Consider the following 23,051-nt stretch of genomic DNA (forward strand, 5'->3'; position numbering starts at 1 on the left):
TAGGTCGTCGAGGTGCCGGTCGGGAGCGGCTCCCGGCGCCGGGGCCTTTCCGGGCGGTCAGGCGGAGTAGGCCCTGGCCTGGAGGCCGTAGAGGTCGGCGTACAGGCCGTCGAGGCCCATGAGCTCGTCGTGGGTGCCGTGCTCGACGACCTTGCCGTGGTTCAGGACGTAGATCCGGTCGGCGTAGCGGACGCTGGCCAGCCGGTGGGTGATCAGCAGGACGGTGCGACCGTCGGCGTGCTGCCGGATGCGTTCGAACAGGGCGTGCTCGGCGCGGGCGTCCAGAGCCGCGGTGGGCTCGTCGCAGATCAGCAGCGGGGCGTCCCGATGGAAGCCCCGGGCCACCGCGATCCGCTGCCACTGGCCGCCGGACAGCTCCTGGCCGTCCTTGAAACGCCGGTCGAGCAGGGTGCTGTAACCGTGCGGCAGCTCGGCGACCACCTGGTCGGCGCCCGCGACCTCGGCCGCCGCGACGAGCGCGGGCTCCCCCTTGTCGGTGCCCATGCTGATGTTGTAACGGGCGGTCAGCGGCCAGCGGGTGTGGTCCTGGGCGATGACCGCGATGCGGTGGCGCAGGTCGTCGGGATCGACCTCGGCCAGATCGACGTCGTCCCAGCTGACCCGGCCGCCGTCCGGTTCGTACAGCCCGGAGAGGAGTTTGGCCAGCGTGGTCTTGCCCGAGCCGTTCTCCCCGACGAGGGCGATCACCTCGCCCCTGTCGATGCGTATCGTGAGTCCCTGGAGCGCGGGCACGGTGGAACCCGGATAGGCGAAGACGACGTTCTCGGCGACGATCCGCTGGAAGCTCTCCGGTGCCCGCGCCGGCCGCCCGGAGGGCAGCCTGCGCTCCGCCTCCGCGCAGAAGTCGAGGAAGTCGGTGAAGTAAAGCCCCTCCTCGTAGAGACGGTTCGTGGCGTACATGAGGTTGGCCAGGTAGGTCTGGCCCGAGCGGATCGCCAGCACGGCGGTGCCCGCCACCGCCAGCGGGACCGCGCCCATCGCGAGCAGCACACCCAGGGCCACGTAGACCACGGCGGTGCCGACCCCGCCCAACGCCTCGCCGACGACCTTCGCGAGCACCTGCCGCCTGGCCAGGCCGAGCATGACCGTCTGCTCGGCGGTGGCCACCGCGTCGTACATCCGCATCAGGAAGCCGCGCATGGTGAACGAGCGCACCTCGGCGGCAGGTTCGCGCTCCGCGAGCAGCTCCGCGATGATCCATTTCCGGCGGCGGGCGGGGATCAGCGCGTACATGGTGGTGTAGCGCATGCGCGCGGAGCGGACCGCCGCCCAGGCGTCGGGCAGCACCGCCAGTACCAGCAGCGGCAGCAGGACCGGGTGGAGCACCCCCAGCACGCCCGCCGCGGCGACGATGCCGATGATCGCGGTCAGCGCGTTGATGGCCGTGGCCACCACCTCGTCCGCCATGGACACCCCGCGTGCCCTGGCCCGCTGGAGCGTGTCGTGGAAGTCGGGGTCGTCGAAGGCCGCCAGGCCGACCTGGCTGGTCAGCCCGTACAGGCGCTCCTCGGCGATCCGGCCGACCTGGGGCTCCAGCCGTGACTGAGCCCAGCCCGCGCCCGCCTGGGTGAGGGTACGCAGGGTCGCGGCCACGCCCACCAGGATCAGGCTCGGCAGGGCGGCCCGCACTCGCTCGGGAGTCGGGCCCGCCTCGAACAGCGCCGACAGCACCCCCGTCGTGGCGAGCAGCCCGAACGCGGTGAAAGCTCCGCCGAGCAGGTTCAGAGTGATCGCGACGGTGGTGTCGCGGGGACTGGCCAGCCACGCCAGCCTGACGGCCTGCGACACCAGCGCGGGAAGCCTGCGGGCGATGGTCAGGAAACCGACCTTCGCCATCTTGTCGGTGTGCGCGTACCACTCGGAGAGGCTGAGCTCGCCAAGCTCGGGGGCCGGATCGGGGGGAGAGTCTGCCATGCGAGCAGTGTGAGCCGCCGCACCGGCGATGGCCATCGAATGGCCGGTTACGGTCGGCGTCGCCTCGCGCGCGGACTGTCACCGTCCGTGACGGGTCGCCGCCCGGAGGCGGTGTGCGCGGCCGCGGCCGGGGGCGGGATGATCCGAGGGGCGGAAATGGTCTAAGACTGGGCATGGTTCGGTAATTGATGTCACACTTTCTGTGACGGTTCTACCCTCGACCTCTTTAAGAGCCGATGACCCAGGAAACCGCACATGCTTCCCTCACCGGAGGCAACCTGCCTCTCGAACCCAACGGCTTCGTGGGGCGTGAAGCCGACGTGGAAGAACTCGCAGACCTACTGGGCGTCGCCCGGGTGGTCACCCTCTGCGGGGCGGGCGGCATCGGCAAGAGCAGGCTGGCGATCCGGGTCGCGACCCAGCTGGCGGAGGAGTTCCCCGGCGGTGTCTGGCTGGTCGAGCTGGCCGACGCGGTGCCGGGCGACCTGATCGAGCCCCGGGTGGCCGCCGTGCTCGGGGTCAAGGCCGAGCCGTCCCGCGCGCTGGCCGACACCCTGATCGACGCGCTCGGCGAACGGCGGCTGCTGCTGGTCATGGACAACTGCGAGTCGCTCATCGAGGAGTCCGCCAGGTTCTGCCGCGCCGTGCTCACCGTCTGCCCGGACGTACGCGTGCTCACGACCAGCCGCGAGCCCCTGCGGGTGGCAGGGGAGACCGTGTGGCGGGTGCCGCCGCTCAGCCTGCCCAGGGGCGAGGGCCACGACGCCGGCGCCAGCGAGGCGGTGCGACTCTTCGTCGACCGCGCCACCGCCGCCTCGCGGGGCTTCGCCATGACCGATCAGAACGCGGCGGACATCGCCGGGCTCTGCGAGGCGCTCGACGGGATGCCGCTCGCCATCGAGCTCGCCGCCGCCCTGTGCAGGGTGCTGACCGTGGAGCAGATCAACGCCAGGATCCGGGACCGGTTCCGGCTGCTGTCGGCGGGCGACAGAACAGCCCCGGCCAGGCAGCGGACGCTCAGGGCGACGGTCGACTGGAGCTACCAGCTGCTCAACGAGCCCGAGCGGATCCTGCTGCGGCGGCTAGCGGTCTTCACCGGCGGCTGGACGCTCGACATGGCCGAGCAGGTCTGCGCGGGCAACGCCCTGTGGGCCGAGGACGTCCTGGGGGTGCTCTGCGACCTGGTCGACAAGTCGCTGGTCCTGGCCGACGCCGCGGTCGCGGGCGAGACGCGCTACCGCATGCTGGAGACGATCCGCGAGTACGCCGCGGAGCAGCTCGAAGCCTCCGGCGAGGAACCCGAGTTCCGGCGGCTGCACCGCGACCACATGATCGAGCTCGCCGCCCGGATCCACCAGACGATAGTCCGGCGGCCCCGGCCCACCTGGGCCGAGATCTGCCCGATGCTGGTCATGCTGGACGAGCTCCAGGCCAACGTCTGGGCGGCGGTGCGCTGGTCGGTCGAGGCCGCGAGCGACCCGGAGAGCGCGCTCCGCCTCCTGGTACTGCTCCGCTGGCCGATCATCGCCGGGGGAAGGTTCACCCCGACCGACAAGTGGCTGGACCGCCTGCTCGACACCGCCCCCGAGGAGCTGGCGCCGTACGTGCGTGGCGACGCCCTCGCGCTGCGCGGGCAGGTGGCCTTCGGGCAGGGCGATCCGGACACCGCGCAGGTCGCCTGCACCGCGGCGGTCGAGCTGTGCCGAGAGACGGGCCTGCCCGGGCCGCTCAGCGGCGCGCTGGCCATCCTCGCCTGGGTGGCGATCTACCAGCGCCGCCCGGAGCGGGCCAGGTCCCTGCTGGACGAGGCGCTGGAGGCCGTGCACACCGTCGACGACCCGTGGCACGAAACGGTCATCCGCTCCATGGAGGGCACTTTCGCACTGTCGGAGGGCAGGGCGAAGGAGTCGCAGCGCTCCTTCGAGGCCGCGCTGGCCATCGCCCACGAGCTGGACAATCACTGGGCCGCGCCGGTGGCCCTCATCGGTCTGGCCCAGGTCGCCTGGCTCCGCGGCGACCTGGCGGAGGCCCGCGCCCACTACGAGCGCGCCCTCGACATGCTCCAGGACATCACCGCTCACTGGCAGTCCATCACCTGCCTGTCAGGTCTGGGCCGGATCGCCCTGGCCCAGGGAGACCTCGTCACCGCGCGGGCCAGGCTGATCGAGAGCCTGCGGCTCTGCACCGGGACCGGCCAGCGGCTCGGCGTGGCCCGCCGGATCGAGACGCTCGCCCAGCTCGCCCTCGCCGAGGAGGACGACCGCAGGGCGGTGCGCCTGGCCGGAGCCTCCGCCGCGATCAGGAGCGCGATGAGCGGCGCCGTGCTGCCGCCCGGGTTCGGGGCGCGGATGGAGGAACTGCTCCAGCCCGCCCGGGTACGCCTCGGTGACGCGCTGGTCGCCCAGCTGTGGGCGCACGGCCAGGAGATGTCCCAGGAGCAGGCGGTCCGCTACGCACTTCAGCTCGACGAGCCGTGCGAGACGCCGGTGCTGCTCGGCAGGCCTCCGGTCGTCGCCCCGCTGACCACGCTCACCTGCAGGGAGGCGGAGATCGCCGAACTGATCGCCAGGGGAATGAGCAACAGGGCCATCGCCGACGAGCTGGTGATCAGTCCCGCCACCGCGGCCAGGCACGTCGCCAACATCCTGGCCAAGCTCGGCTTCTCCTCGCGCACACAGGTCGCCACCTGGGTCGTCGAGCAGAATCGTTCCTGACACGCGGGCCGGGAGCGGTCACCGGGTCGACCGCTCGGGCTCTACACACCCGGGCTACACATGTGCGGGTGTGAAGATACATCTCGGGATACCCAGTCCGGAGTATGTGCCGGGACCGCCGCTCGCCGTACGTTTTCCTGGTGTTCGACCGATGACGTCCAGCCTTCCGCACCGTGCCGGCCACAGTTCCGGTCCGGAACGGCAGGTCCACACCATCCCGGGCGTCTCGGTCGAGCACGTCGCGGACGTCGCGTGTCCCGGTAGACGGCGAGGCCCCCTCGGAGGGGTGGGGGCCGAAGCCAAGGGCCGCACGCGGCAGCGGGCTCGAGTCGCGCAGGGCTCGAGCCCGCCTTCCGTTGTGAGGGACCGCTCAGGGGGCTGTTTCCGGGGTCTGATTTCGGGGGCGTGGCTCAGAGGGGTCGCCGGGCGTCTGGGGCGGACGCCCCGTCCTTTGGGGGAGGAAGCATTGCTTGTCGTGCGGGTGCGACTCGGCGGGGTCGGGGGTTCCGTCGACGACCCTCTCCTGAAGAGGGGGTTTGCGGCGCGGCGATGCGCCTCGAAGCACCGCGTCGACCAGCCCCGGCCATGAACGCGGCGGGGCGTGTCGGTGTTCGCGCGGGTCGGTGAATCGCGAACCGGCGGATTCGACCGGCAGGTCGGGTGCGGAATCCCCGCTTTTCGAGACATGGGAGGGCGTCAAGGGGCCGAATACACAGCCATCTACATACATCTGTCGATGCCCCTGTGGACAGGCCGACCCTACCCTCATCGGAATGAGACCCACCTCGCCGTCCACCAGCTGCACACTCACCGAGGCGGTGTTCGGCTACGCGCACGGACGAGGTGATCGGCCGGCACTGATCGACCTCGGCGCCGGCCTGGTGTACGGCTACCGCAGGCTGGCCGCGGAGGTGACCCGAGGAGCCTCGGGCCTGGTGCGGCGGGGGGCGCGGCGGCGTCAGGTGGCCGGAATCCACGTGGACAGCGCGGTGGCCCAGACGCTGGCGGTGCACACGGTCATCGCGGCCGGAGGGGTGGCGGCGCCGATCACCTCGGGGTGTGAGGAGATGGCGGACCTGCTGGCCGAGTGGGAGGCACGGCTGCTCATCACCACTCCGCGCCTGGCGGACGCCTCGTTGCGGGCCGTGGAGGACTCGCGGGTCCGGCAGGTGATCGCGTTCGGCCAGGCCCGCGACACCGTCGACTTCGCCGACCTGTTGCTCCTGGAGCCCGTCCCGCTGCCCTTCCTCGACCCCGCGGTGCAGCCCGCCCTGCTGATCGAGGACGGAGGGGTGCTCACCCACCAGGACCTGATCACGAGGATGAGCCTGCTCGACAGGGGCGCCGAGCTGGGGAAGTCCGACGTCCTCCTGGTGACCTGGCCACTGAGGTGCAGCCTGGCCCTGACCACCCTGATCGGGCTGGCGTTGATGCGCGGCTCCCTGGTCGTCGTGGCCCCGGGCCTGTCGTCCGAGGACCTGGCGGCGACCATCCATGACTTCGGCGTCACCGTCGTCGCGCTCTCCGACGGCGCGGTCCAGCGCGTCTGAGCCCCGCCCGTCGGCCCTTACAGCCCTCCTTTTCCCGTCCCCGCCATCCGGTGCGCCGTGGTTCCGCACCGCCGTGCGGCCGACCGGTTCGCTGTCACCGGAGGGTGTCGTCTGGCGCTCGTATCCCGGGATATTGACCTGTTATCCGCGCGACCTTGACGGCGCTCGGTGTGGAGTGGCTTGATTGCCGTACTGACAACGTTGTCATATTTTCGGGGATTCTGTGCACCCCAAACCCCGAAGGGACGGAGAGCTGTGCGACGACAGTGGATGGCAGCCGTCGCGGTCACCGTGGCGGGCCTGCTCGCCCTGACCGCCTGTGGTGACGGCGGCGGTGACGGTGCCACGCAGAGCCCGCAGGCCGACGCGAAGAAGAAGGTCGAGGTCTTCTCCTGGTGGACGGGACCCGGCGAGGCCGACGGCCTGAAGGCCATGAAGGAGATCTTCGAGAAGCAGAACGCCGGGCTTGAGTTCTTCGACGCGGCCGTGGCGGGCGGGTCCGGGGACAAGGCGCGAGCCCTGCTGACCACCAAGCTGCAGGCCCAGACCCCGCCGGACACCTTCCAGGGGCACGCGGGCGCCGAACTCCAGGGCTACATCAAGGCCGGGCAGCTCGAACCGCTCAACTTCCTCTACGACGAGCTCAAGCTGAAGGACGTCTTCCCCCAGCAGCTGATCGACCAGATCAGCGTCCAGGGCCAGGTCTACTCGGTGCCGGTCAACATCCACCGCTCCAACGTGATGTGGTTCAACCCGGCGGTGCTGAAGGAGGCGGGCGTCACCGAGGTGCCGAAGACGATCCCCGACTTCGTCGCCGCGCTGGAGAAGGTCAAGCAGAAGGGCAAGATCCCGCTCTCGATCGGCTCTGAGTGGACCATGGTCCACCTGCTGGAGAGCGTGCTGCTCGGCTCGCTCGGCACCGACGCCTACAACCGGCTCTGGACCGCGGGTTCCGACTGGTCGGGCCCGGCGATGACCAAGGCGCTCGACGACTTCAAGACGATCCTGTCCTACGCCGGTGACCCGGCCGACGACTGGCAGCCCGCGGCCAAGCAGGTGGCCGACGGCGAGGCCGCGTTCAACATCATGGGCGACTGGGCGTACGGCTACTTCCACAACCCGCCGGACGGTGGCCTGGGCAAGACCTCCAAGACCGACTTCGACTGGGCGCCCTCGCCGGGCACCGGTGGCACGTTCATGTGGCTCTCCGACAGCTTCACCCTGCCCAAGGGCGCGCCGAACCGCGACGGGGCGGTGGCCTGGCTGAAGGTGGCCGCGAGCAAGGAGGGCCAGGACGCCTTCAACCCGAAGAAGGGCTCCATCCCGGCACGCAAGGACGCCGACACCGCCCTCTACACCGACTACCTCGCGGACGCGCTGAAGGACTGGGGCGGCGACAAGCTCGCCGGCTCCATCCAGCACGGCGTGGTGGTGAACGACGCCTGGCGCGTCGCGATCAACGAGGCGGTCGGCCTGTTCCACGGAGACAAGGACGTGGCCGCGCTGCAGAAGGCGCTGGCCGAGGCCGCCAAGAACTCCGGGCAGTGATTTTCGGTACGGCCCGCGAAGGCGCGGGCCGTACCTCGCGGAAGGGGTGTCCGTGACACGGGTACGCAGGTGGCTGCCGGGGCTGCTGCTGGTCACACCGTCGATCATCGCGATCGCGGTCTTCGTCTACGGCATGCTCGGCTGGAACTTCCAGTTGGCGATGACCGACAGGCACGACGAGGTGTCCGAGGGGAGTTTCGTCGGCCTGGAGAACTTCTTCACCCTCTGGGACCAGAAGCGCTGGGGCATCTCGGTCAACCACGCCGTCGTCTTCACCGTGGTCTTCGTGTTCGGGGCGCTGCTGCTCGGCTGGCTGCTGGCGTTCCTGATGGAGAAGGGGATCAGGGGCGAGGGGACCTTCCGGGCGGTCTACCTGTTCCCGATGGCGATCTCCTTCGTGGCGACCGGGGTGGTCTGGCGCTGGCTGATGAACTCCGGTCAGGGCGAGCGGGCGGTCGGGCTGAACCGGCTGTTCGACAGCCTCGGGCTGGAGTTCCTGCAGTGGCAGTGGTTCCGCGATCCCGACTGGGGGATGGCCGCCATGGCCATTCCGGCGATATGGCAAATGTCGGGATATGTAATGGCGTTGTTCCTGGCGGGGTTCCGGGGGGTCCCCGAAGACCTCCGGGAGGCGGCCCGGGTCGACGGGTGCGGCGAGTGGCAGGTCTACCGGCACATCGTGCTGCCGATGCTCCGCCCGGTCACCCTCTCGGCCCTGATCATCCTCGGCCACATCTCGCTCAAGGTCTTCGACCTGATCGTCGCGGTCTCCGGCAAGCAGATCATCACCGACGTGCCCGCCGTCTTCATGTGGGTCGCGGTCTTCGACTCCCACGATCCGGCCAAGGGCGCCACCATCGCGTCGTACATCGTGCTCGCGGTCAGCGTCTTCGTCATCCCCTACCTCGTCTGGACCCTTCGCAGGGAGCGGCGCTCATGACCTCCCTCCCTGTACGGGACGCGGACCCCGGGAACGTCGCCCCCTGCCTGGCCTGCACTCTCCACGGGGGAGCGGCGCTCATGACCGGCACTCCCGTACGGGACGCGGACCCCGGGGACGCCGGTCCCCATCTGCCCTGGACACTTCGCAGGAAGCGACGCGCATGACGACCACCGTGACCGACACCCCCGCCGCCCCCGTACGGGACGGGAACCCCGGCGGACGGGCCAGGCGGCGGGCGCGGCTGTCGCGCGGCGTACGGCTGACGCTGCTGGTCGCCTTCCTCCTCGTCTTCCTGATCCCGATCTACGTGCTGCTGGTCACCAGCTTCAAGCCGCTGACCGAGGCCGATCCCGGCCGGGCCTGGGCGCTGCCCGAGGTGTGGACGGCCGAGCCGTGGCGGGTGGCCTGGGAGAAGCTCGCACCCGGCATCTGGAACAGCGTGCTGCTGGCCGTGCCCGGCTCGCTGATCTCGGCGGTGCTCGGCTCGATGAACGGCTATGTGCTGTCGAAGTGGCGCTTCCCCGGCTCCGACGTGCTGTTCACGCTGTTCCTGTTCGGCATGTTCATCCCGTACCAGGGCGTCATGATCCCGCTGGTGCAACTGCTGGTGAAGCTCAACGAGGTCACCCTGGCGGTCACCGGGGTGCCGGGCGTCTTCTACGGCGCGATCCCCGGGCTGCTGCTGGCGCACGTGGTCTACGGCATCCCGATCTGCACCCTGATCTTCCGCAACTACTACGTCACCATCCCCGACGAGCTGATCGAGGCGTCCAGGGTGGACGGCGCGGGGATGCTGCGGACCTACTGGTCGGTGGTGCTGCCCGTCTCGGGACCCGCCTTCGCGGTCGTGATCATCTGGCAGTTCACCTCGATGTGGAACGACTTCCTGTTCGCCGTCTTCCTGACCGGTCCGCAGAGCTGGCCCACCACGGTCATGCTCAACAACATCGCCGGAGCCCAGACCGTCCCCTACAGCCAGCAGATGGCCGCGGCCCTGCTCGCCTCCATCCCCACAATGATCATCTACGTCCTCCTCGGCCGCTTCTTCATGCGCGGCCTGATGGCCGGAGCATTGAAGGGCTGATATCTTGACGATTTTGTGTTAAATATCGCCTCTTTTGCTGGTATGTGGGCTATTCGGCCTTTAGCGTGCAGATCATGCTCTCTGTCCCACGGGCTGGTGCGTCGCCGGATGGCAGAGCGACCGCCGTTGTCACCGAACTGGTCTGCTATCCCGTCAAGGGGTGCGCCGGCGTCTCGATGACCGAGACGCTGCTGACGGAGGCGGGCCTGGCACACGACCGCACCTTCATGGTGGTCGGCGACAACGGTGTGTTCCGCAGCCAGCGGCGCGATCCGCGGCTTGCCGCCATCAGTCCCGAGGTCAGCGCGGACGGGGATCGGCTCACCCTCCGGATGCCGGGTTTCGACGCGCTGACCGTCGAGGTGGACCTGCTCTCCGCCAGGCGCGAGGTGGAGCTGTTCGGCACGCCGTACCAGGGGATCGACCAGGGCCGGGCCGCGGCCGAGTGGTTGTCGGAGGTATTGGGCGCGCCGAGCAGGCTCGTGCGGGTGCCGCCGGAGCACCGCCGGGTGACCGGCGGCTGGACACCCGGCACGTCCGGCTACGCGGACAGCAGCCCGGTACATCTCGTCTCCGAGGCCACCCTCGCCCTGCTCAACCGGCGGCTCACCGAAGGGGGCGGCGTCCCGCTGCCGATGGCCCGGTTCCGCCCCAACATCGTGATCGGCGGCTGGACGGAGCCACACCGGGAGGACGGGGCCCGGCGGATGCTCGTCGGCGACACCGAGCTCGGTTACGCCAAGCTCGCCATCCGATGCGCGGTCACGATGGTCGACCAGGACAGCGGCACCAGAGCGGGCCCGGAGCCGCTGCGCACGCTGGCCACCTACCGCCGCGCACCCGAGGGCGGGGTCGCGTTCGGGGTGAAACTCTCCGTCGTACGCCCCGGCAAGCTGGCTCTGGGCGACGAGGTGAACGTCCAGTCCTGGGGCGAACCGGAACTTCGGCAGCCGTCGCGTCCCGGTCGTCCGTCCTGAGCCGCGGCGAGCACCACTTACGGACCCGGGGCCTGGCGGTCGGCCACTGATCGCCGAGTTCCACCCGCCCACCTCGCAGGCGTCCCGGCCGGGCCGCTCGCCGAACCGGTGTCCGGCGCCGGTTCTCAGAGCCACAGGCAGGGTGAAGCCGTTGCCGTACTACGTCGAGGCCGTTCGCCCATCCTCTCGAAGACTCCGATGCGAGCCCCTGAACGGCTGAACCGAATGGATCCCGGCAACGTCTCACGATCATGAGACTGCCGGTCCTGCTGCTTCTCGGCGCGCTGACCGCCTGCGGCGCCCCCGCGACCACGCCCCGAACCCCGGATATCCCGGCAACGGCGTCCGCACCCTCCGCGCGGGAGGCGCCGAAGATCCCCGAAGCCTCGACGGACCCGACACCCGGATCCGCGTGCGCTCCGGCGCCCACCAGGAAGCTGAATGTCAGGCTGCTCCGGCAGACGGCCTTCGACTACGACCCGCTCAACTCTCCGGAGGAACTCGCGGCGAAGGCCCCGCTGGTCGTCGCGGGCACCGTCGAGGACTTCCTGCCGGGGCAGATCGTCGAGGAGGGGATCCCCGGTGACCGCACGCACTACGTGCTGATGCCGGTGCGGGTGACCGAGCGGTTCAAGGGACCGGCCGCCCGCCTGGTCCACGTGAAGTTCTTCCAGGGCGGGATATGGAGGAACCAGACCCCGGTCAACTCGGTGGCCGACTTCCGGCGGGCGGTGCCCCGGGGTACCCCGGTCATGCTGTTCGTCTATCCGGACATCCGCGAGGGAAGCGTCATCAAGGACCGCGCCGCGCTCCCGGCCGGAACGTCGATCTACTCGGCCCACCCGCAGGGCGTGCTCCTCGGCCGGGGCCTGACGGTCATCGGCGGCATGGAGGAGATCAACCCGGCCTCCCGCTGGGCCGACCCCTGCGGTCTGGACGGCATCGCCACCCGCCTACGCGTCGCAGGCCACCAAGGACACTGACCACCACAGGCGGAATCCCTCACCCGACCTCCATGAACGATTCCCGAACACCCGTCAGCCGTCCCGACCTTCCCGATTGATCGGATGTCGCTGAACGGCCTCACCGAGAGGTGTCGAGGGCCGGTGAGCGGTTGACCAGGGAGTCGCCCAGGGGGGTGCGGTGGTAGAGGATGGTGCGGCCGGTGCGGTTGCCGGTGATCAGGCCCGCCTTGCGCAGGGCGGAGATGTGGCCGCCCACGGTGCCGAGGCCGAGGCCCAGCAGGGTGACGAGCTGGGTGGTGGTGGCCGGGGCCGCGAGCTCCAGCAGCAGGCGGGTCCTGGTCCTGCCGATCAGGCCGGCCAGACCGTCCGCCGTCTCGGGGGGAATGCCGGTGCCCCGGGCCGGATAGCTGATCGCGTACGGCCAGTCGTCCTCCAGGTAGGAGCCCATCTCGATGGGGAAAACGGTCGGCACGAAGAGCAGCCCGCGCCCGTTGAGCCGGTGGGTCTCGTCCGCGCCCCCGGCCAGCACCTCGATGACACCGTCGGGATCCCACCGGATCCGCGGGGTGAGGTCGTCGAGCGCCGCAGCCCAGCCGTAGGTCGCCAGGCGGCCCGCCCGCTGGATCACGTCCCGCTCCAGGATCGCGTGGAAGCGTGGCCACGCCGGGGAGACGATCTCACCCCATGTCGCCTGGAGCGCCTCGGCGAAGAGCTGTACGACGTCTGAGGAGAACAGCACCTCCCTGACGGGCGCGGGGGGGCGCGGCATCCCCTCCAGGTTTCTCGCGATCTCGTCGTGCGCCTGCGCCGCCGGAGTGGCCCGTACCACCGCGAGCTCCGCCTCGAACGGGGTGTCCACTCCGGTCGGCGGCGGCGCGGGGAAGTCGGCGTTGTAGTGTCGCTCGCGGAAAAGCGCCACCAAAGGGGCCAGTCCCGGCTGCGTGAGCAGCAGTCTCTCGTACGGCTCCCGCATCCGGTCCGCCCACGACCGCCACTGTCCGGAGCCCCTGGCCCCGGACAGGACCCAGAGGGCGTGCTTGGTCACGATGAGCGGGGAGATGGCGAACCTGCTGGCCATGATGTCGTGCGGGGTGACCTCGATGCGATAGACCACTGAGCGACCTTTCGGATATACCCGAAAGATTAGCCAGTCGTCCGAATGCTCGCCCAGCATCGTCCCCATGACCACACAAGAACGCGGCGCGACCTACACGGAGGTCTTCGCGAGCGGTGAGTTCCGTGTCCTGTTCGGAAGTTTCACCCTTCTGGTGGCCGGTGACCAGGTCAAGATGCTGGCCCTGTCGGCGCTGGTCTACGCGCGGACCGGCTCGCCCGGGCTGTCGGCGGCGGCGTACATGCTGGGGTTCCTGCCCTACGCCGTCGGCGCCACCTTCCTGCTCTCGCTGGCCGACCGGATCCGGCCGCGCGCGCTGATGATCGCGGGGGAACTGGTGCGGGTGGCGACCTGCCTGCTGATCGCCTTCGCCGGGCTGTCCGTCTGGGCGATGCTCGCCCTGGTCCTGGTCACCGGCCTGTTCTCACCGGTCTTCGGGGCCGCGCGGATGGCCCTGCTGCCCGACCTGCTGCCGGGGGACGCGTTCGTGCTGGGCAGGTCCGTGCTGACCGTGACGTCGGCGGGAGCGCAGATCGGCGGGCTGGCCGTGGGCGGCGGCATCCTTGCCGCGACCGGTCCCTCGGGGGCGCTGGCCGTCACCGCCGCGCTGTCCGCGCTGGCCGCCGTGGTGCTCCGCTTCGGCCTGCCCGACTTTCCGGCCAGGGACGCGGAGGCCGGCCTTCCCGGTGAACGTACCGAGGATGGAGATCTCCCGGCAGGCGGGGAGGTGCGCACCGAGCGGGCCAGCGGCGGAGGTGCCGTCTGGGAGACCCTGCGGGTCAACCGGGTGCTGCTGGCGGACGCGCGGATACGCGGCCTGCTTCTCGCACAGTGGCTGCCGGTGACGTTCGTGACGGGCGGCGAGGCGATGCTGGTCCCCTACCTGGGGAGCACCGCCGGGTACGCGCTCGCCGCGGCCTCCGCGGGCCTGGCGGTGGGGAGCTTCGTCGTCGGCCGGCTGGTCTCGCCCTCCGGCAGGGAGAGGCTGGCGTTTCCCATGGCGGTGGCGTCGGGCCTGCCGCTGCTGGTGTTCGCCTTCCAGCCGGGGCTCGGGGGAGCCGCGCTGCTCGTGCTGCTCGCCACGGTGGCGTCGACCTCCTACGAGCTCGGATTGCAGCGGTGGTTCGTGGAGGCGGTGCCCGAGCCGGTCAGGGGGCAGGCGTTCGGCCTGGCCTCGGCGGGAATGATGTCCGGACAGGCGCTCGGCGCGGTCCTGGTGGGTGTGGCCGCCGAGCTGACCTCCCCGCACATGGCGATCGTCCTGGCGGGGGCCGCGACCGTCTGCTGCTCACTCGTCCTGCACCGCTCCCTGCGGCCGGAGCCCTCCTGACCGGGCCTCCTCGTACGGTCGGCGAGAATGGGGAACAGCTCACCTAGCGCTAGGAGATCACCTACGTTGTCCCAGAAGCACGAAGTCCCCCCGGCGGGCGGAGACCGCCCCGGCCTGCGGGCCGACTGTGCGAACTGCTTCGGGCTGTGCTGTGTCGCGCTGCCCTTCGCCGCCTCGGCCGACTTCGCGGTCGACAAGGCCGCGGGGAAGCCGTGTGCGAACCTGCGGGCGGACTTCCGCTGCGGCATCCACGCGAACCTCCGCGAGCGGGGCTTTCCCGGCTGCACGGTCTTCGACTGCTTCGGCGCGGGGCAGCAGGTCTCCCAGGTCACCTTCGGCGGGCAGGACTGGCGGCGGGCTCCGGGCACCGCCGGGCGGATGTTCGAGGTGTTTCCCGTCATGCGGCAGCTTCACGAGCTGCTCTGGTACCTGACCGAGGCACTGGCGTTGCCGCAGGCCCGCCCCATCCACGATGATCTCCGTCGCGCGCTGGACGACACCGAGCGCCTCACCCGTGGCAGTGCCGAGGCGCTGGTGGAAACGGACGTGGCGACGGTCCGTCAGGGTGTCAACGCCCTGCTGCTCCGCGCCAGCGAGCTGGTACGGGCCGAGGTGCCCGGCCGCAAGAAGAACCACCGGGGAGCAGATCTGATCGGGGCCAGGCTCAGGGGCGCCAATCTGCGGGGGGCCAACCTGCGTGGGGCCTACCTCATCGCGGCCGACCTGCGGAACGCCGACCTGCGTACGGCCGACCTCATCGGGGTGGACCTCCGTGACGCCGACCTGCGCGGCGCCGACCTCACCGGGAGCATCTTCCTCACTCAGGCCCAGGTCAACGCGGCCAGAGGAGACACCGCGACCACGCTGCCCGCCGGGCTCACCCGCCCCGCGCACTGGTCCTAGGCGGGGAGCTCCCCCGAGCCCCGGGGGATGAGCCGGGTCGGCAGCTCGACCCGCTCGGGAGTGCCGTGGTCGCCCGACAGACGGTGGAACAGCAGTTCGGCGGCGGTCCTGCCGAGCCGCACCGGGTCCTGGGCCACCACGGTGACGCCGGGGACCAGCAGGTCGGCCAGTTCGAAGTCGTCGAAGCCCACCAGGGCCGGACGGTGCCCGGTACGTAGCACGGCCACGGTGATCCGGCCGTTGCCGGTGAACACCGCGGTGGGCGGGGCGTCACCGGAGAGCATCCGGTCCAGCGCGGGACCCGCCTGCTCGGCCGGGCCGGTCGCGACCAGTGACGGGTCGAAGGGCAGGCCCGCCTCCGCGAGGGCGCGGCGGTAGCCGTGCAGGCGCTCGCCGGCGGTGAAGATGGACGCGCTGTCGCCGATGAAGGCGATGCGGTGGTGACCGTGCCGGATCAGGTGGCTCACCCCCGCGTGCGCGCCGCCCGCGTTGTCGCACAGCACGGTGTCGGCGTCCAGCCCACCCGGCCGGTCGGCGAAGACGGCGGCGATGCCCGCGTCGAGTTCGGGCCGCAGGTAGTCGTGGTCGGTCCCGGCGGGCACGATGACCAGGCCGTCGACCCGGCGCGAGCAGAAGGCGAGGATCAGTTCCCGCTCGCGCCGGGCGTCCTCCCCCGAGGAGCCGCTGAGTACCAGCGAGCCGTGCCGGAGCGCCACGTCCTCGACCGCGCGGCTGAGCCCCGAGTAGAAAGGGTCGGCCACGTCCTCGATCACCAGGCCGATGGTCGCGGTCCTGCCCCGGCGCAGCACGCGGGCGCTCTCGTTGCGCCGGTAGCCGAGCCGCTCGATGGCGGCCGTGACCCGTCCGGCCGTGGCGGGATTGACGCCCGGCTCCTCGTTGACGACCCGGGAGACGGTCTTCAGCGCCACCCCGGCCGCCTCCGCGACGTCCTTCATGGTGGGACGGCCTCGCACACTCTCTGTCACGACTCGATCATCGCCTATGCGCGGCGCACTGACAACGTTGTCAACCGGTTGTGTGGACGATGGTTTCGGTCCCGTCGTCCCAGCGCCAGGGCACGTGACGCCCGTGCAGGTGCACTCCGCCGATCCACCGGTCGACGCCGTTGAGCGTCACGTGGTCCGCCACACCGGCGAGCACCCGTGCTCCGGTGTCGGTCAGGCGCAGGCCGGTCCCGCGACCAACCGGACGGTCCGCCCGCTCGGCGTCGAGCAGCGGGACGGACGCGCGCGCCATCCGGTCCATCATCGCGAAGCACCAGGTGTCTCCGAGGTACGGACGCGTCTCCCGCGCCCCGGCACGAACGAACGCCGTCTCGGCGTCGGGCGCGCCATCGGCGACCGCGGCCAGGATCCGCCGCTCGGTGAGAGACAGTCCGTCGCGGGTGGCCGGGTACTCCCGGCTGAGCCGGTCGAACGCCTCGCCCAGAAACCGGAGCTCGCCGGAGCGGGCATCGGCGACGGCGCGCAGACCGTCCGGAGTCGGCGCGCGGAAGGCGGCCCAGGCGTGGGCGGCGAGCTCCAGCGCGGCGGGGGTCAACCGGATGCACGCGTTCGTGGCGGGCAGTTCGCGCAACTGCGCGGCCGTCAGCTGGCCGAGACCACCGAAACGGGCGATACCCGCGTGCTCGCCGATACAGATCAACGTGACGCGCTGTGCCGGCACCCCAAGGTCGGCGAGGCCGGCGAGGATCTGGATGATCTGAAGCTGGTCGTACAGGTCCGCCTCGAACCACAGCACGTACTCACCGTCGCGACCGGCGGCCAGGACGCGGTCCCGCTCGGCGAACATGCCGGCGGCCTCGGCCCTGTCGTCGCAGTTCGCCTGAAGGAGGAAGGCGGCTCTGATCCGGCGAAGCTCCTGCGGCCCCACCGCGGGCACCGGCCCTTCGTGCAGCACGTCGCGCCAGTACAGCACGCGCTCGGCGAGCCCGGTCCCGGGCAGATCCGTGGCATCGCCGTTGGTCACGTGCAACGCCGCCCTCATCCAGGCGGGAGGCGGAGCATCCGGCCGTTCCGCGAGGATCTGGCTGCGGGCGGTCGCGTACGACTCGCGGGTCTTGGCCATACGGGCGCGCACCCGCCGTTTGAAGTCGGACTGCCTGGTCATCGTCATCTCCCGCGACCCGTCCGTGGATCCCCCAGCGACCGGTACGGCGGGCGCACGATCGACGACACAACGACCCGGCCGAGAGGTGGACCTCCCTTTGCCTCCTGGGGTGACCCGGCTGGGGCGGGTCGCCGGAGGTTGGGCGCGGACGGACGCCGGCAATCACAGTACCCCGGGATCGGGGAGGCGGAGTGATTCGGAACGGGATCCGATCCCACGCCCGGCTCAGGACATGGCGGCCCGTACCGCGTCGGCCGGCGGTGTGCCGGGCCGGCCGATCAGGCGGCCGAGGTCGTCGCCGGAGGTGTCGAGGTCGCCGCGCGCGATGGCCCCGTCCAGGCCGGCGACGAAGTGGGCGGTGCCCTCGTCGAGGCCGGCGGACCGGAGAAGGCCCGCAAGCTCGGGGACCGTGACGTCGCGGTACACGACCTTCGTCCCGGTCACCTCGGTGATCGTCGCGGCGAGTTCCGCCAGCGTGAACGGCGTGCCGCCCAGTTCGTAGACGGCGTTGCGGTGGCCCTCGCCGGTCAGTGCGGCGGCGGCGGCCGCGGCGTAGTCGGCCCGGGTGGCGGCGGCGATCCGCCCGTCGCCGGCGGCCCCGAGGATCTCGCCGCGCTCAAGGTACCGGCCGAGTTGACCGGTGTAGTTCTCGGTGTACCAGCCGTTGCGCAGCAGGGTGAACGGGACGCCGGACTCGCGCAGCGCGATCTCGGTGGCCCTGTGCTCGGCGGCGAGGGAGAGTTCGGTGGTGTCGGCGCGCAGGACGCTGGTGTAGGCGATGCGCGCGACCCCGGCGGCCTTGGCGGCCTCGATCACGGCCGTGTGCTGGGGCACCCGCCGGCCGACCTCGCTGCCCGAGATGAGCAGCAGGTTGGTGACGCCCCGCAGCGCGGCGGGCAGCGTCTCGGGCCGGGAGTAGTCGCCCTCGCGTACCACGACGCCCCTGGCGGCGAGGTCGGCGGCCTTGGCGGGGGTGCGGGCGACGGCGACGACGTCGGAGGCGGGGACGCCCCCGGCGAGCAGCGCGTCGATGACGAGACGGCCGAGGGGGCCGGTGGCACCGGTGACGGCGTGGACGGTCATGATCTCTCCTGGAGGTCATCTGCGGTTACCAAGCGATAGTACTAACTTTTACACAGTACTAGTTGTTTTACGACATATGTACCCTTGGGGTATGCCGAACGCGTGTGCCCCCGACCCCGACGCCGGTGAACCCACCGACGAACTCATCAGCGACGTGTTCGCCCGCGGCTGCACCTCCCGGGCGGCCCTGGAGGACGTGGCCGGCAAGTGGGGGATCCTCGCGCTGCTCGCCCTCGGGGAGTCCGGTTACCGGTTCAACGCCCTGCGGCGACGGGTGGCGGGCGTGAGCGAGAAGATGCTGGCGCAGACCCTGCAGACCCTTGAGCGAGACGGCATGGTCACCCGCGAGGTCCTGACGGTGATACCCGCCCGGGTGGAGTACTCCCTGACCCCGCTCGGCGCCCGCGTCGCCGAGCGCCTGCGCGATCTCGCGGATCTACTCGAAGGCTCGGTGGACGAGATCGGCGCGGCGCGCGAGGCGTACGACAGCCGCCAGGCGTGACCGCAGGCGGGAACGGCTCAGCAGGACTCGCGCCAGGAGGCCCGGGTGGTGCCTCCCGCCGTCCCGGCCGCGTGCAGGTCGGCCTCGACGCGGGCCGCCGCCGCGAGCAGCGGCGGCAGCAGGTCACGGTGGGTGGACTCGGGGGTGGTACGGCTCGCGTGGGAGGAGATGTTCATCGCGGCGGCCACTCGGCCGGAGCGGTCGCGGACCGGCACGGCGATCGAGCGCAGCCCCTCCTCCAGCTCCTGGTCGACCATCGCCCAGCCCTGGGCGCGAATCCGCTCCAGCTCGGCTCGGAGCGCGCCCGCGGTCGTGACGGTCCTCGGGGTGAACCTGGGCAGTTCGGCGCGCTCCAGGTAGGCGTCCAGCTCGTCCGAAGGCAGCCAGGCGAGCAGCACCCGGCCCATCGAGGTGCAGTGGGCCGGGAAGCGGGTGCCGATGTTGATGGTCACCCGCATGATCCGGGTGGCCACCCGGGCCACGTAGACGACGTCCTCGCCGTCGAGCACGGCCACCGACGCCGACTCGTGCACCTCGGCGACCAGCCGTTCGAGGTGCGGCTCGGCCATCTCGGGCAGGGAGAGGCCGGACAGGTAGGCGTACCCGAGGTCCAGGACGCGGGGGGAGAGCGCGAACAGCCGCCCGTCGGTCCTGACGTAGCCGAGGTCGACGAGCGTCAGCAGGAACCGCCGGGCCGCGGCCCTGGTCAGGCCGGTCGCGCGGGCGACCTCGCTGAGCGTCAGCTCGGGACTCGTCGCGCTGAACGCCTTGATCACCGAGAGCCCGCGCGCCAGCGACCGCACGTGGTCGGAGCCGCGGTCAACCGGTTCGATCATCGCCGTCCTCCTCGTTCCGATCGAACTCCAGTGCCGCCCGCGCCACCGCGAACGCCCGGTTCGCGGCGGGCACGCCCGCGTAGACCGCGGTCTGCAGCAGCACCTCCTTGATCTCCTCCTCGGTGAGACCGACGCGCAGCGCGGCCCGCACGTGCATGGCCAGCTCGTGCTCCTGCCCGAGCGTGGCCAGCATGGCGAGGGTGATGCAGCTGCGGGTGCGCCGGTCCAGGCCGGGGCGGTTCCAGATCTCGCCCCAGGCGTACCTGGTGATGAACTCCTGGAAGTCGGCGGTGAACGGGGTGGCGCTCGCGGTGGCGCGGTCCACGTGCTCGTCACCGAGTACGGCCCGGCGTGTCGCGTCCCCGGCCTCCCAGCCGCTCATGTCCCTGCTCTCTCCCGCGCTCATGTCCCTGGCTCCTCCCGTGCTCGTCCGCCGGTCTTCCCGGCGCTCACCGGCCGGGTCCCGCGAGGTTCCGGTGGGCGGCGAGCGCGCGGTCGACGAAGGTGAGAGCGGAGCCCAGGGCACCCGCCGGGTCGAGGGCCGCGTCGACCTCCTCGGCGGTCAGCGAGACGCCGGGATCGGCGAGCAGGACCTCCCGCAGCGCCAGGCCCCCGGCGGCGGCGCGGGCGCAGGCGGCGTCCACCAGCCGCCGGTCCTGCGGGGTGCCGCCGAGCCGGACGACCACCTGCTCGGCCATCAGCAGCCCCCGGGTCGCGTCGAGGTTGGCGCGCATCCTGGCGGTGTCCACGGTCAGGCCCTCCAGCACCTCACGCAGCCAGCGGGTGGCGCTGCCGGTGAGCCGGAGCAGCTCGCCCAGCGTCTCCCATTCGGCCTGCCAGGGCCCGGCCGCGCGCTCGTGCTCGGCGATCATGCCGCCGAGGAGGGAGGCGACCAGCCCGGGGACGCGCTGGACGCAGGCGAGCACCGACATCGAGCCCACCGGGTTCCGCTTGTGCGGCATCGCGCTGGAGGTGCCCCGTCCGGGCCCGGTGGGCTCGGCGACCTCCGCCACCTCGGTCTGGGCCAGCAGCTTCACATCGTTCGCGATCTTGCCGAGTGTCCCCGCGACGGTGCCGAGCGCGCAGGCCAGCCGGGCGACCGGGGTCCGGTCGGTGTGCCAGGGAACGACCGGCTCGGCCAGCCCGAGCTCGGCCGCGAGCAGCGGCGGCACCTCGTGGCCCCGCTCGCCGAGGACCGACAGGGTGCCCGCCGCCCCGCCGTACTGGGCCGGCAGCGGAACCCGCGCCAGCTCGGTTCGGGAGCGGTCCAGCGCGCTCAGCCAGCCCGCGGCCTTCAGCCCGAACGTGACCGGTACGGCGTGCTGGCCGACCGTACGCCCGGCCATGACGCTGCCGCGGTACTCGGACGCCAGTAGCGCGCACGCCCCGGCGCAGGCGGACAGGTCGGCCAGGACCGGGGCCAGGGCCCGGCGGGCGACCAGCATCGCCGCGGTGTCGTTGATGTCCTGGCTGGTGGCGCCGTAGTGCACGAACCGCCGCAGGCCGGGCTCGATCCGTGTCCGCAGGGCGGCCACCAGGCCGATGACGGGGTTGCCGCTCCGGGCCGCCTCGGCACCCAGCCCGGCGAGGTCGTAGAGCTCGGGGCGGCAGGCCGCGGCCACCGCCGGGGGCACCTCGGCGGGGACCAGTCCGATCCCGGCCTGCGCGGCGGCCAGCGCGGACTCGACGTCCAGCATGGCGGCCAGCCACGCGACGTCCGACACCTGCGCGGCGGCCCCGCCCCGGGCGAACATCCCGGAGAACAGCCCGGCGGTGGCGGGAGAGGTCACGGTCACCTCCGGATGGTTCGAATGTCGTTCAGGGAGCCGCCGTCGCCATCGTGCACGAGATCAGCCACCGCGTCGGCGAGCGGAACCACCGTGACCATCGCGCCCCCTTCACGCATGTGCGCTATGCGAACGAAGGTTCTTTTGGTGAACCTACTGACCCATCGTGCGGACGGTCAACGTGGCGACCATCGTTCCTTGACCTGATGCTCGAAGGGTGCCGATCCCGGCCTTCAGGCCGGGGTCAGCACGAGCGGGAGTGGCTGTTAGGGCGCGAGCGTGCCCTGGTTCGCACGTTCCTGCTGTTCGGCCCACCAGGTGTAGGGGACAAGGACAGCTTGGGTCTCGCCGTACCTCTCCACGATGGTGTGCTCCCCCTCACAGGCCGCCGAGCGGGCTGTGGGAAGGTTGGCCAATGGTCGAGCGGGGGGTCGGTGTGTCGCGGGTGTCGCGGGTGGTGCTCATCGCGGGCTTCGCGCTCGCCTCGCTCAACCTGCGGCCCGCACTGGCGAGCGTCTCCCCGGTGCTGGACGAGATCATGGGCGACCTCGGGCTGACCGCCGCCGGGGGAGGGGCGATCACCACGGCCATGGTGGTCTGTCTCGGCGTACTGGGCCCGCTCGCCCCGCTGCTCGCCCGCCGTTTCGGCCTGGATCGCACGCTGATGGCCGGATTGCTGATCCTGGCCGCCGGGGTGATGCTGCGCAGCGCGGGAAGCGTCCCCGCGCTCTACGCGGGAGCGGCCGTCGCCGGCATGGCCATCGCCGTGATGAACGTCGCGATGCCCGGCGTGGTCAAGCAGCACTTCCCCTCGCGGGTCGGCCTGTTCACCGGGATCTACGTCTCCGGCCTGGTGCTGGGCTCCGCCGCGGCGTCCGGGCTGATGATCCCGCTGGAGCGTGCCACCGGGTACGGCTGGCGCGGGGTGACCGCGATGGCCGCGATCCCGGCGCTGGCCGCCGCGGCGCTCTGGCTGCCCCAGGCACTGCGCCGCCCGGCCCGCTCCGAGGTCGCGCCCAGACCGTTCGCACCGCTGCTCCGCGCCCGGATGACCTGGTACGTCAGCGCCTACATGGGCCTGCAGTCGCTGACCTTCTACGTCATGCTGGCCTGGCTGCCGACGATCTTCAAGGACGCGGGACTCCCCGCCGACCAGGCCGGATACCTGCTCGGCCTCACCAGCCTGGCCCAGGTGGCGGCCACCTTGGCGGTCCCGATCCTCGCCGGGCGCGCGCGATCGCAGGTGTCGTACGTCACCGCCGCGACCCTCATCACGGTGGTCGGATACCTCGGCGTGCTGCTCGCCCCGGCCACCCTCCCGTGGCTCTGGATGATCGTCCTGGGGGTGGGGCAGGGTGCCTCGATCGCGCTGGCCCTGCTCATCATCACGCTCCGCGCCCCCGACCCGGTCTCGGTGACCGCGCTCTCGGCCGTCGCCCAGTCCGTCGGGTACGTGCTGGCCGCGCTCGGACCGCTGGTGGTCGGCGCGCTCCACCAGTTCTCCGGCGGCTGGACGCTACCGCTGCTGGCCGGTCTCGGCGCGTGCGGCCTGCAGCTGGCGGCCCCCTCACCCTCGGTTTCGCCGCCACCGAGCTCTTCAGCGGCTACACGGTCGGTGTGCAGGACGTCCTCGACTCCCTCGCCGACCTC

General features: G+C 71.4%; 21 protein-coding genes. 12 read left to right on the forward strand and 9 right to left on the reverse strand.

Translation table 11 applies throughout. The annotated features are described in order from the left end of the window. Positions 1-57 precede the first annotated feature (57 nt). Positions 58-1,935 (reverse strand): ABC transporter ATP-binding protein, encoded by a 1,878-nt coding sequence (locus tag AB0J58_RS09295; RefSeq protein ID WP_364212428.1) that lies wholly within the window; start codon positions 1,933-1,935, stop codon positions 58-60. A 320-nt stretch (positions 1,936-2,255) separates the two neighbouring features. Between AB0J58_RS09295 and AB0J58_RS09300 the strand changes: the two genes are divergently transcribed. From AB0J58_RS09300 to AB0J58_RS09335, 8 genes are all read left to right on the forward strand, one after another. After that, positions 2,256-4,649, forward strand: a complete 2,394-nt coding sequence (locus tag AB0J58_RS09300; protein ID WP_364212431.1) for a tetratricopeptide repeat protein — start codon at positions 2,256-2,258, stop codon at positions 4,647-4,649. A gap of 773 nt (positions 4,650-5,422) precedes the next feature. Further along, on the forward strand, positions 5,423-6,199 hold the full coding sequence (locus AB0J58_RS09305) for an AMP-binding protein (RefSeq protein ID WP_364212434.1): 777 nt from the start codon (positions 5,423-5,425) through the stop codon (positions 6,197-6,199). A gap of 255 nt (positions 6,200-6,454) precedes the next feature. Next, complete coding sequence (locus AB0J58_RS09310) at positions 6,455-7,747, forward strand: ABC transporter substrate-binding protein (protein ID WP_364212437.1); 1,293 nt, start codon at positions 6,455-6,457, stop codon at positions 7,745-7,747. Positions 7,748-7,799: 52 nt separating this feature from the next. Next, positions 7,800-8,687, forward strand: coding sequence for a sugar ABC transporter permease (locus AB0J58_RS09315; protein WP_364212440.1), 888 nt, complete (start codon positions 7,800-7,802; stop codon positions 8,685-8,687). After that, a complete protein-coding gene (locus AB0J58_RS09320) occupies positions 8,684-8,854 on the forward strand; it encodes a hypothetical protein (protein WP_364212443.1) in 171 nt (56 codons plus the stop codon). Before AB0J58_RS09315 ends, AB0J58_RS09320 begins: the two co-directional genes overlap by 4 nt. Next, complete coding sequence (locus tag AB0J58_RS09325) at positions 8,851-9,774, forward strand: carbohydrate ABC transporter permease (RefSeq protein ID WP_364212446.1); 924 nt, start codon at positions 8,851-8,853, stop codon at positions 9,772-9,774. The genes AB0J58_RS09320 and AB0J58_RS09325 overlap by 4 nt, the downstream gene beginning before the upstream one ends. A 74-nt stretch (positions 9,775-9,848) precedes the next feature. Further along, positions 9,849-10,751, forward strand: coding sequence for an MOSC N-terminal beta barrel domain-containing protein (locus AB0J58_RS09330; protein ID WP_364212449.1), 903 nt, complete (start codon positions 9,849-9,851; stop codon positions 10,749-10,751). A gap of 251 nt (positions 10,752-11,002) precedes the next feature. After that, a complete protein-coding gene (locus tag AB0J58_RS09335) occupies positions 11,003-11,734 on the forward strand; it encodes a hypothetical protein (protein ID WP_364212452.1) in 732 nt (243 codons plus the stop codon). 100 nt (positions 11,735-11,834) lie between these two features. Here the strand turns inward: AB0J58_RS09335 and AB0J58_RS09340 are convergent, their stop codons facing one another. Continuing rightward, a complete protein-coding gene (locus tag AB0J58_RS09340; RefSeq protein WP_364212455.1) occupies positions 11,835-12,830 on the reverse strand; it encodes an ArsR family transcriptional regulator in 996 nt (331 codons plus the stop codon). A gap of 67 nt (positions 12,831-12,897) precedes the next feature. Here AB0J58_RS09340 and AB0J58_RS09345 point away from each other — a divergent pair, with 67 nt between their 5' ends. Together AB0J58_RS09345 and AB0J58_RS09350 are read left to right on the forward strand one after the other, a co-directional pair. Further along, the gene (locus AB0J58_RS09345) at positions 12,898-14,160 is read left to right on the forward strand and encodes an MFS transporter (protein WP_364212458.1); all 1,263 of its coding nucleotides are present in this window, start codon (positions 12,898-12,900) and stop codon (positions 14,158-14,160) included. A 66-nt stretch (positions 14,161-14,226) separates the two neighbouring features. Then, on the forward strand, positions 14,227-15,063 hold the full coding sequence (locus AB0J58_RS09350; protein ID WP_364212461.1) for a pentapeptide repeat-containing protein: 837 nt from the start codon (positions 14,227-14,229) through the stop codon (positions 15,061-15,063). On the opposite strand, the gene AB0J58_RS09355 is transcribed toward AB0J58_RS09350, so the two are convergent. The 3 genes from AB0J58_RS09355 to AB0J58_RS09365 form a co-directional block, all read right to left on the reverse strand. Next, positions 15,060-16,019 (reverse strand): LacI family DNA-binding transcriptional regulator, encoded by a 960-nt coding sequence (locus AB0J58_RS09355; protein ID WP_364212490.1) that lies wholly within the window; start codon positions 16,017-16,019, stop codon positions 15,060-15,062. The genes AB0J58_RS09350 and AB0J58_RS09355 overlap by 4 nt on opposite strands. 70 nt (positions 16,020-16,089) lie before the next feature. After that, positions 16,090-17,193: a hypothetical protein gene (locus tag AB0J58_RS09360; RefSeq protein ID WP_364212464.1), complete on the reverse strand. Its 1,104-nt coding sequence runs from the start codon at positions 17,191-17,193 to the stop codon at positions 16,090-16,092. 225 nt (positions 17,194-17,418) lie between these two features. Further along, positions 17,419-18,276, reverse strand: a complete 858-nt coding sequence (locus tag AB0J58_RS09365) for an SDR family oxidoreductase (RefSeq protein WP_364212467.1) — start codon at positions 18,274-18,276, stop codon at positions 17,419-17,421. A gap of 91 nt (positions 18,277-18,367) precedes the next feature. On the opposite strand from AB0J58_RS09365, the gene AB0J58_RS09370 reads away from it, so the two are divergent. Beyond that, positions 18,368-18,778 carry a helix-turn-helix domain-containing protein gene (locus tag AB0J58_RS09370; RefSeq protein ID WP_343962977.1) on the forward strand — a complete coding sequence of 137 codons (411 nt, stop codon included), beginning with the start codon at positions 18,368-18,370 and terminating at the stop codon, positions 18,776-18,778. A gap of 17 nt (positions 18,779-18,795) precedes the next feature. Here the strand turns inward: AB0J58_RS09370 and AB0J58_RS09375 are convergent, their stop codons facing one another. The 4 genes from AB0J58_RS09375 to AB0J58_RS09390 form a co-directional block, all read right to left on the reverse strand. After that, a complete protein-coding gene (locus AB0J58_RS09375) occupies positions 18,796-19,614 on the reverse strand; it encodes an IclR family transcriptional regulator C-terminal domain-containing protein (protein WP_364212470.1) in 819 nt (272 codons plus the stop codon). After that, the gene (pcaC, locus tag AB0J58_RS09380) at positions 19,598-20,020 is read right to left on the reverse strand and encodes a 4-carboxymuconolactone decarboxylase (RefSeq protein WP_364212473.1); all 423 of its coding nucleotides are present in this window, start codon (positions 20,018-20,020) and stop codon (positions 19,598-19,600) included. Before pcaC ends, AB0J58_RS09375 begins: the two co-directional genes overlap by 17 nt. A gap of 43 nt (positions 20,021-20,063) precedes the next feature. Next, on the reverse strand, positions 20,064-21,410 hold the full coding sequence (pcaB, locus tag AB0J58_RS09385) for a 3-carboxy-cis,cis-muconate cycloisomerase (protein ID WP_364212476.1): 1,347 nt from the start codon (positions 21,408-21,410) through the stop codon (positions 20,064-20,066). A gap of 257 nt (positions 21,411-21,667) precedes the next feature. Further along, entirely contained in the window at positions 21,668-21,817 is a 150-nt protein-coding gene (locus tag AB0J58_RS09390; protein ID WP_364212479.1) for a hypothetical protein, read from the reverse strand. Here AB0J58_RS09390 and AB0J58_RS09395 point away from each other — a divergent pair. Continuing rightward, positions 21,817-23,051 (forward strand): MFS transporter (locus tag AB0J58_RS09395; RefSeq protein ID WP_364212482.1); only part of this gene is annotated, 1,235 nt, incomplete at its 3' end. The genes AB0J58_RS09390 and AB0J58_RS09395 overlap by 1 nt on opposite strands.

This window comes from Streptosporangium sp. NPDC049644, assembly GCF_040675205.1.
GTDB lineage: Bacteria > Actinomycetota > Actinomycetes > Streptosporangiales > Streptosporangiaceae > Streptosporangium > Streptosporangium fukuiense.

Bases quoted from the DNA above. Each gene is read 5' to 3' on its own strand.
- AB0J58_RS09295 (WP_364212428.1), bottom strand. From the start codon at position 1,935: ATGGCAGACTCTCCCCCCGATCCGGCCCCCGAGCTTGGCGAGCTCAGC.
- AB0J58_RS09305 (WP_364212434.1), top strand. From the start codon at position 5,423: ATGAGACCCACCTCGCCGTCCACCAGCTGCACACTCACCGAGGCGGTG.
- AB0J58_RS09320 (WP_364212443.1), top strand. From the start codon at position 8,684: ATGACCTCCCTCCCTGTACGGGACGCGGACCCCGGGAACGTCGCCCCC.
- AB0J58_RS09325 (WP_364212446.1), top strand. From the start codon at position 8,851: ATGACGACCACCGTGACCGACACCCCCGCCGCCCCCGTACGGGACGGG.
- AB0J58_RS09330 (WP_364212449.1), top strand. From the start codon at position 9,849: ATGCTCTCTGTCCCACGGGCTGGTGCGTCGCCGGATGGCAGAGCGACC.
- AB0J58_RS09335 (WP_364212452.1), top strand. From the start codon at position 11,003: ATGAGACTGCCGGTCCTGCTGCTTCTCGGCGCGCTGACCGCCTGCGGC.
- AB0J58_RS09345 (WP_364212458.1), top strand. From the start codon at position 12,898: ATGACCACACAAGAACGCGGCGCGACCTACACGGAGGTCTTCGCGAGC.
- AB0J58_RS09355 (WP_364212490.1), bottom strand. From the start codon at position 16,019: ATGAAGGACGTCGCGGAGGCGGCCGGGGTGGCGCTGAAGACCGTCTCC.
- AB0J58_RS09360 (WP_364212464.1), bottom strand. From the start codon at position 17,193: ATGACCAGGCAGTCCGACTTCAAACGGCGGGTGCGCGCCCGTATGGCC.
- AB0J58_RS09365 (WP_364212467.1), bottom strand. From the start codon at position 18,276: ATGACCGTCCACGCCGTCACCGGTGCCACCGGCCCCCTCGGCCGTCTC.
- AB0J58_RS09370 (WP_343962977.1), top strand. From the start codon at position 18,368: ATGCCGAACGCGTGTGCCCCCGACCCCGACGCCGGTGAACCCACCGAC.
- AB0J58_RS09375 (WP_364212470.1), bottom strand. From the start codon at position 19,614: ATGATCGAACCGGTTGACCGCGGCTCCGACCACGTGCGGTCGCTGGCG.
- pcaC (WP_364212473.1), bottom strand. From the start codon at position 20,020: ATGAGCGCGGGAGAGAGCAGGGACATGAGCGGCTGGGAGGCCGGGGAC.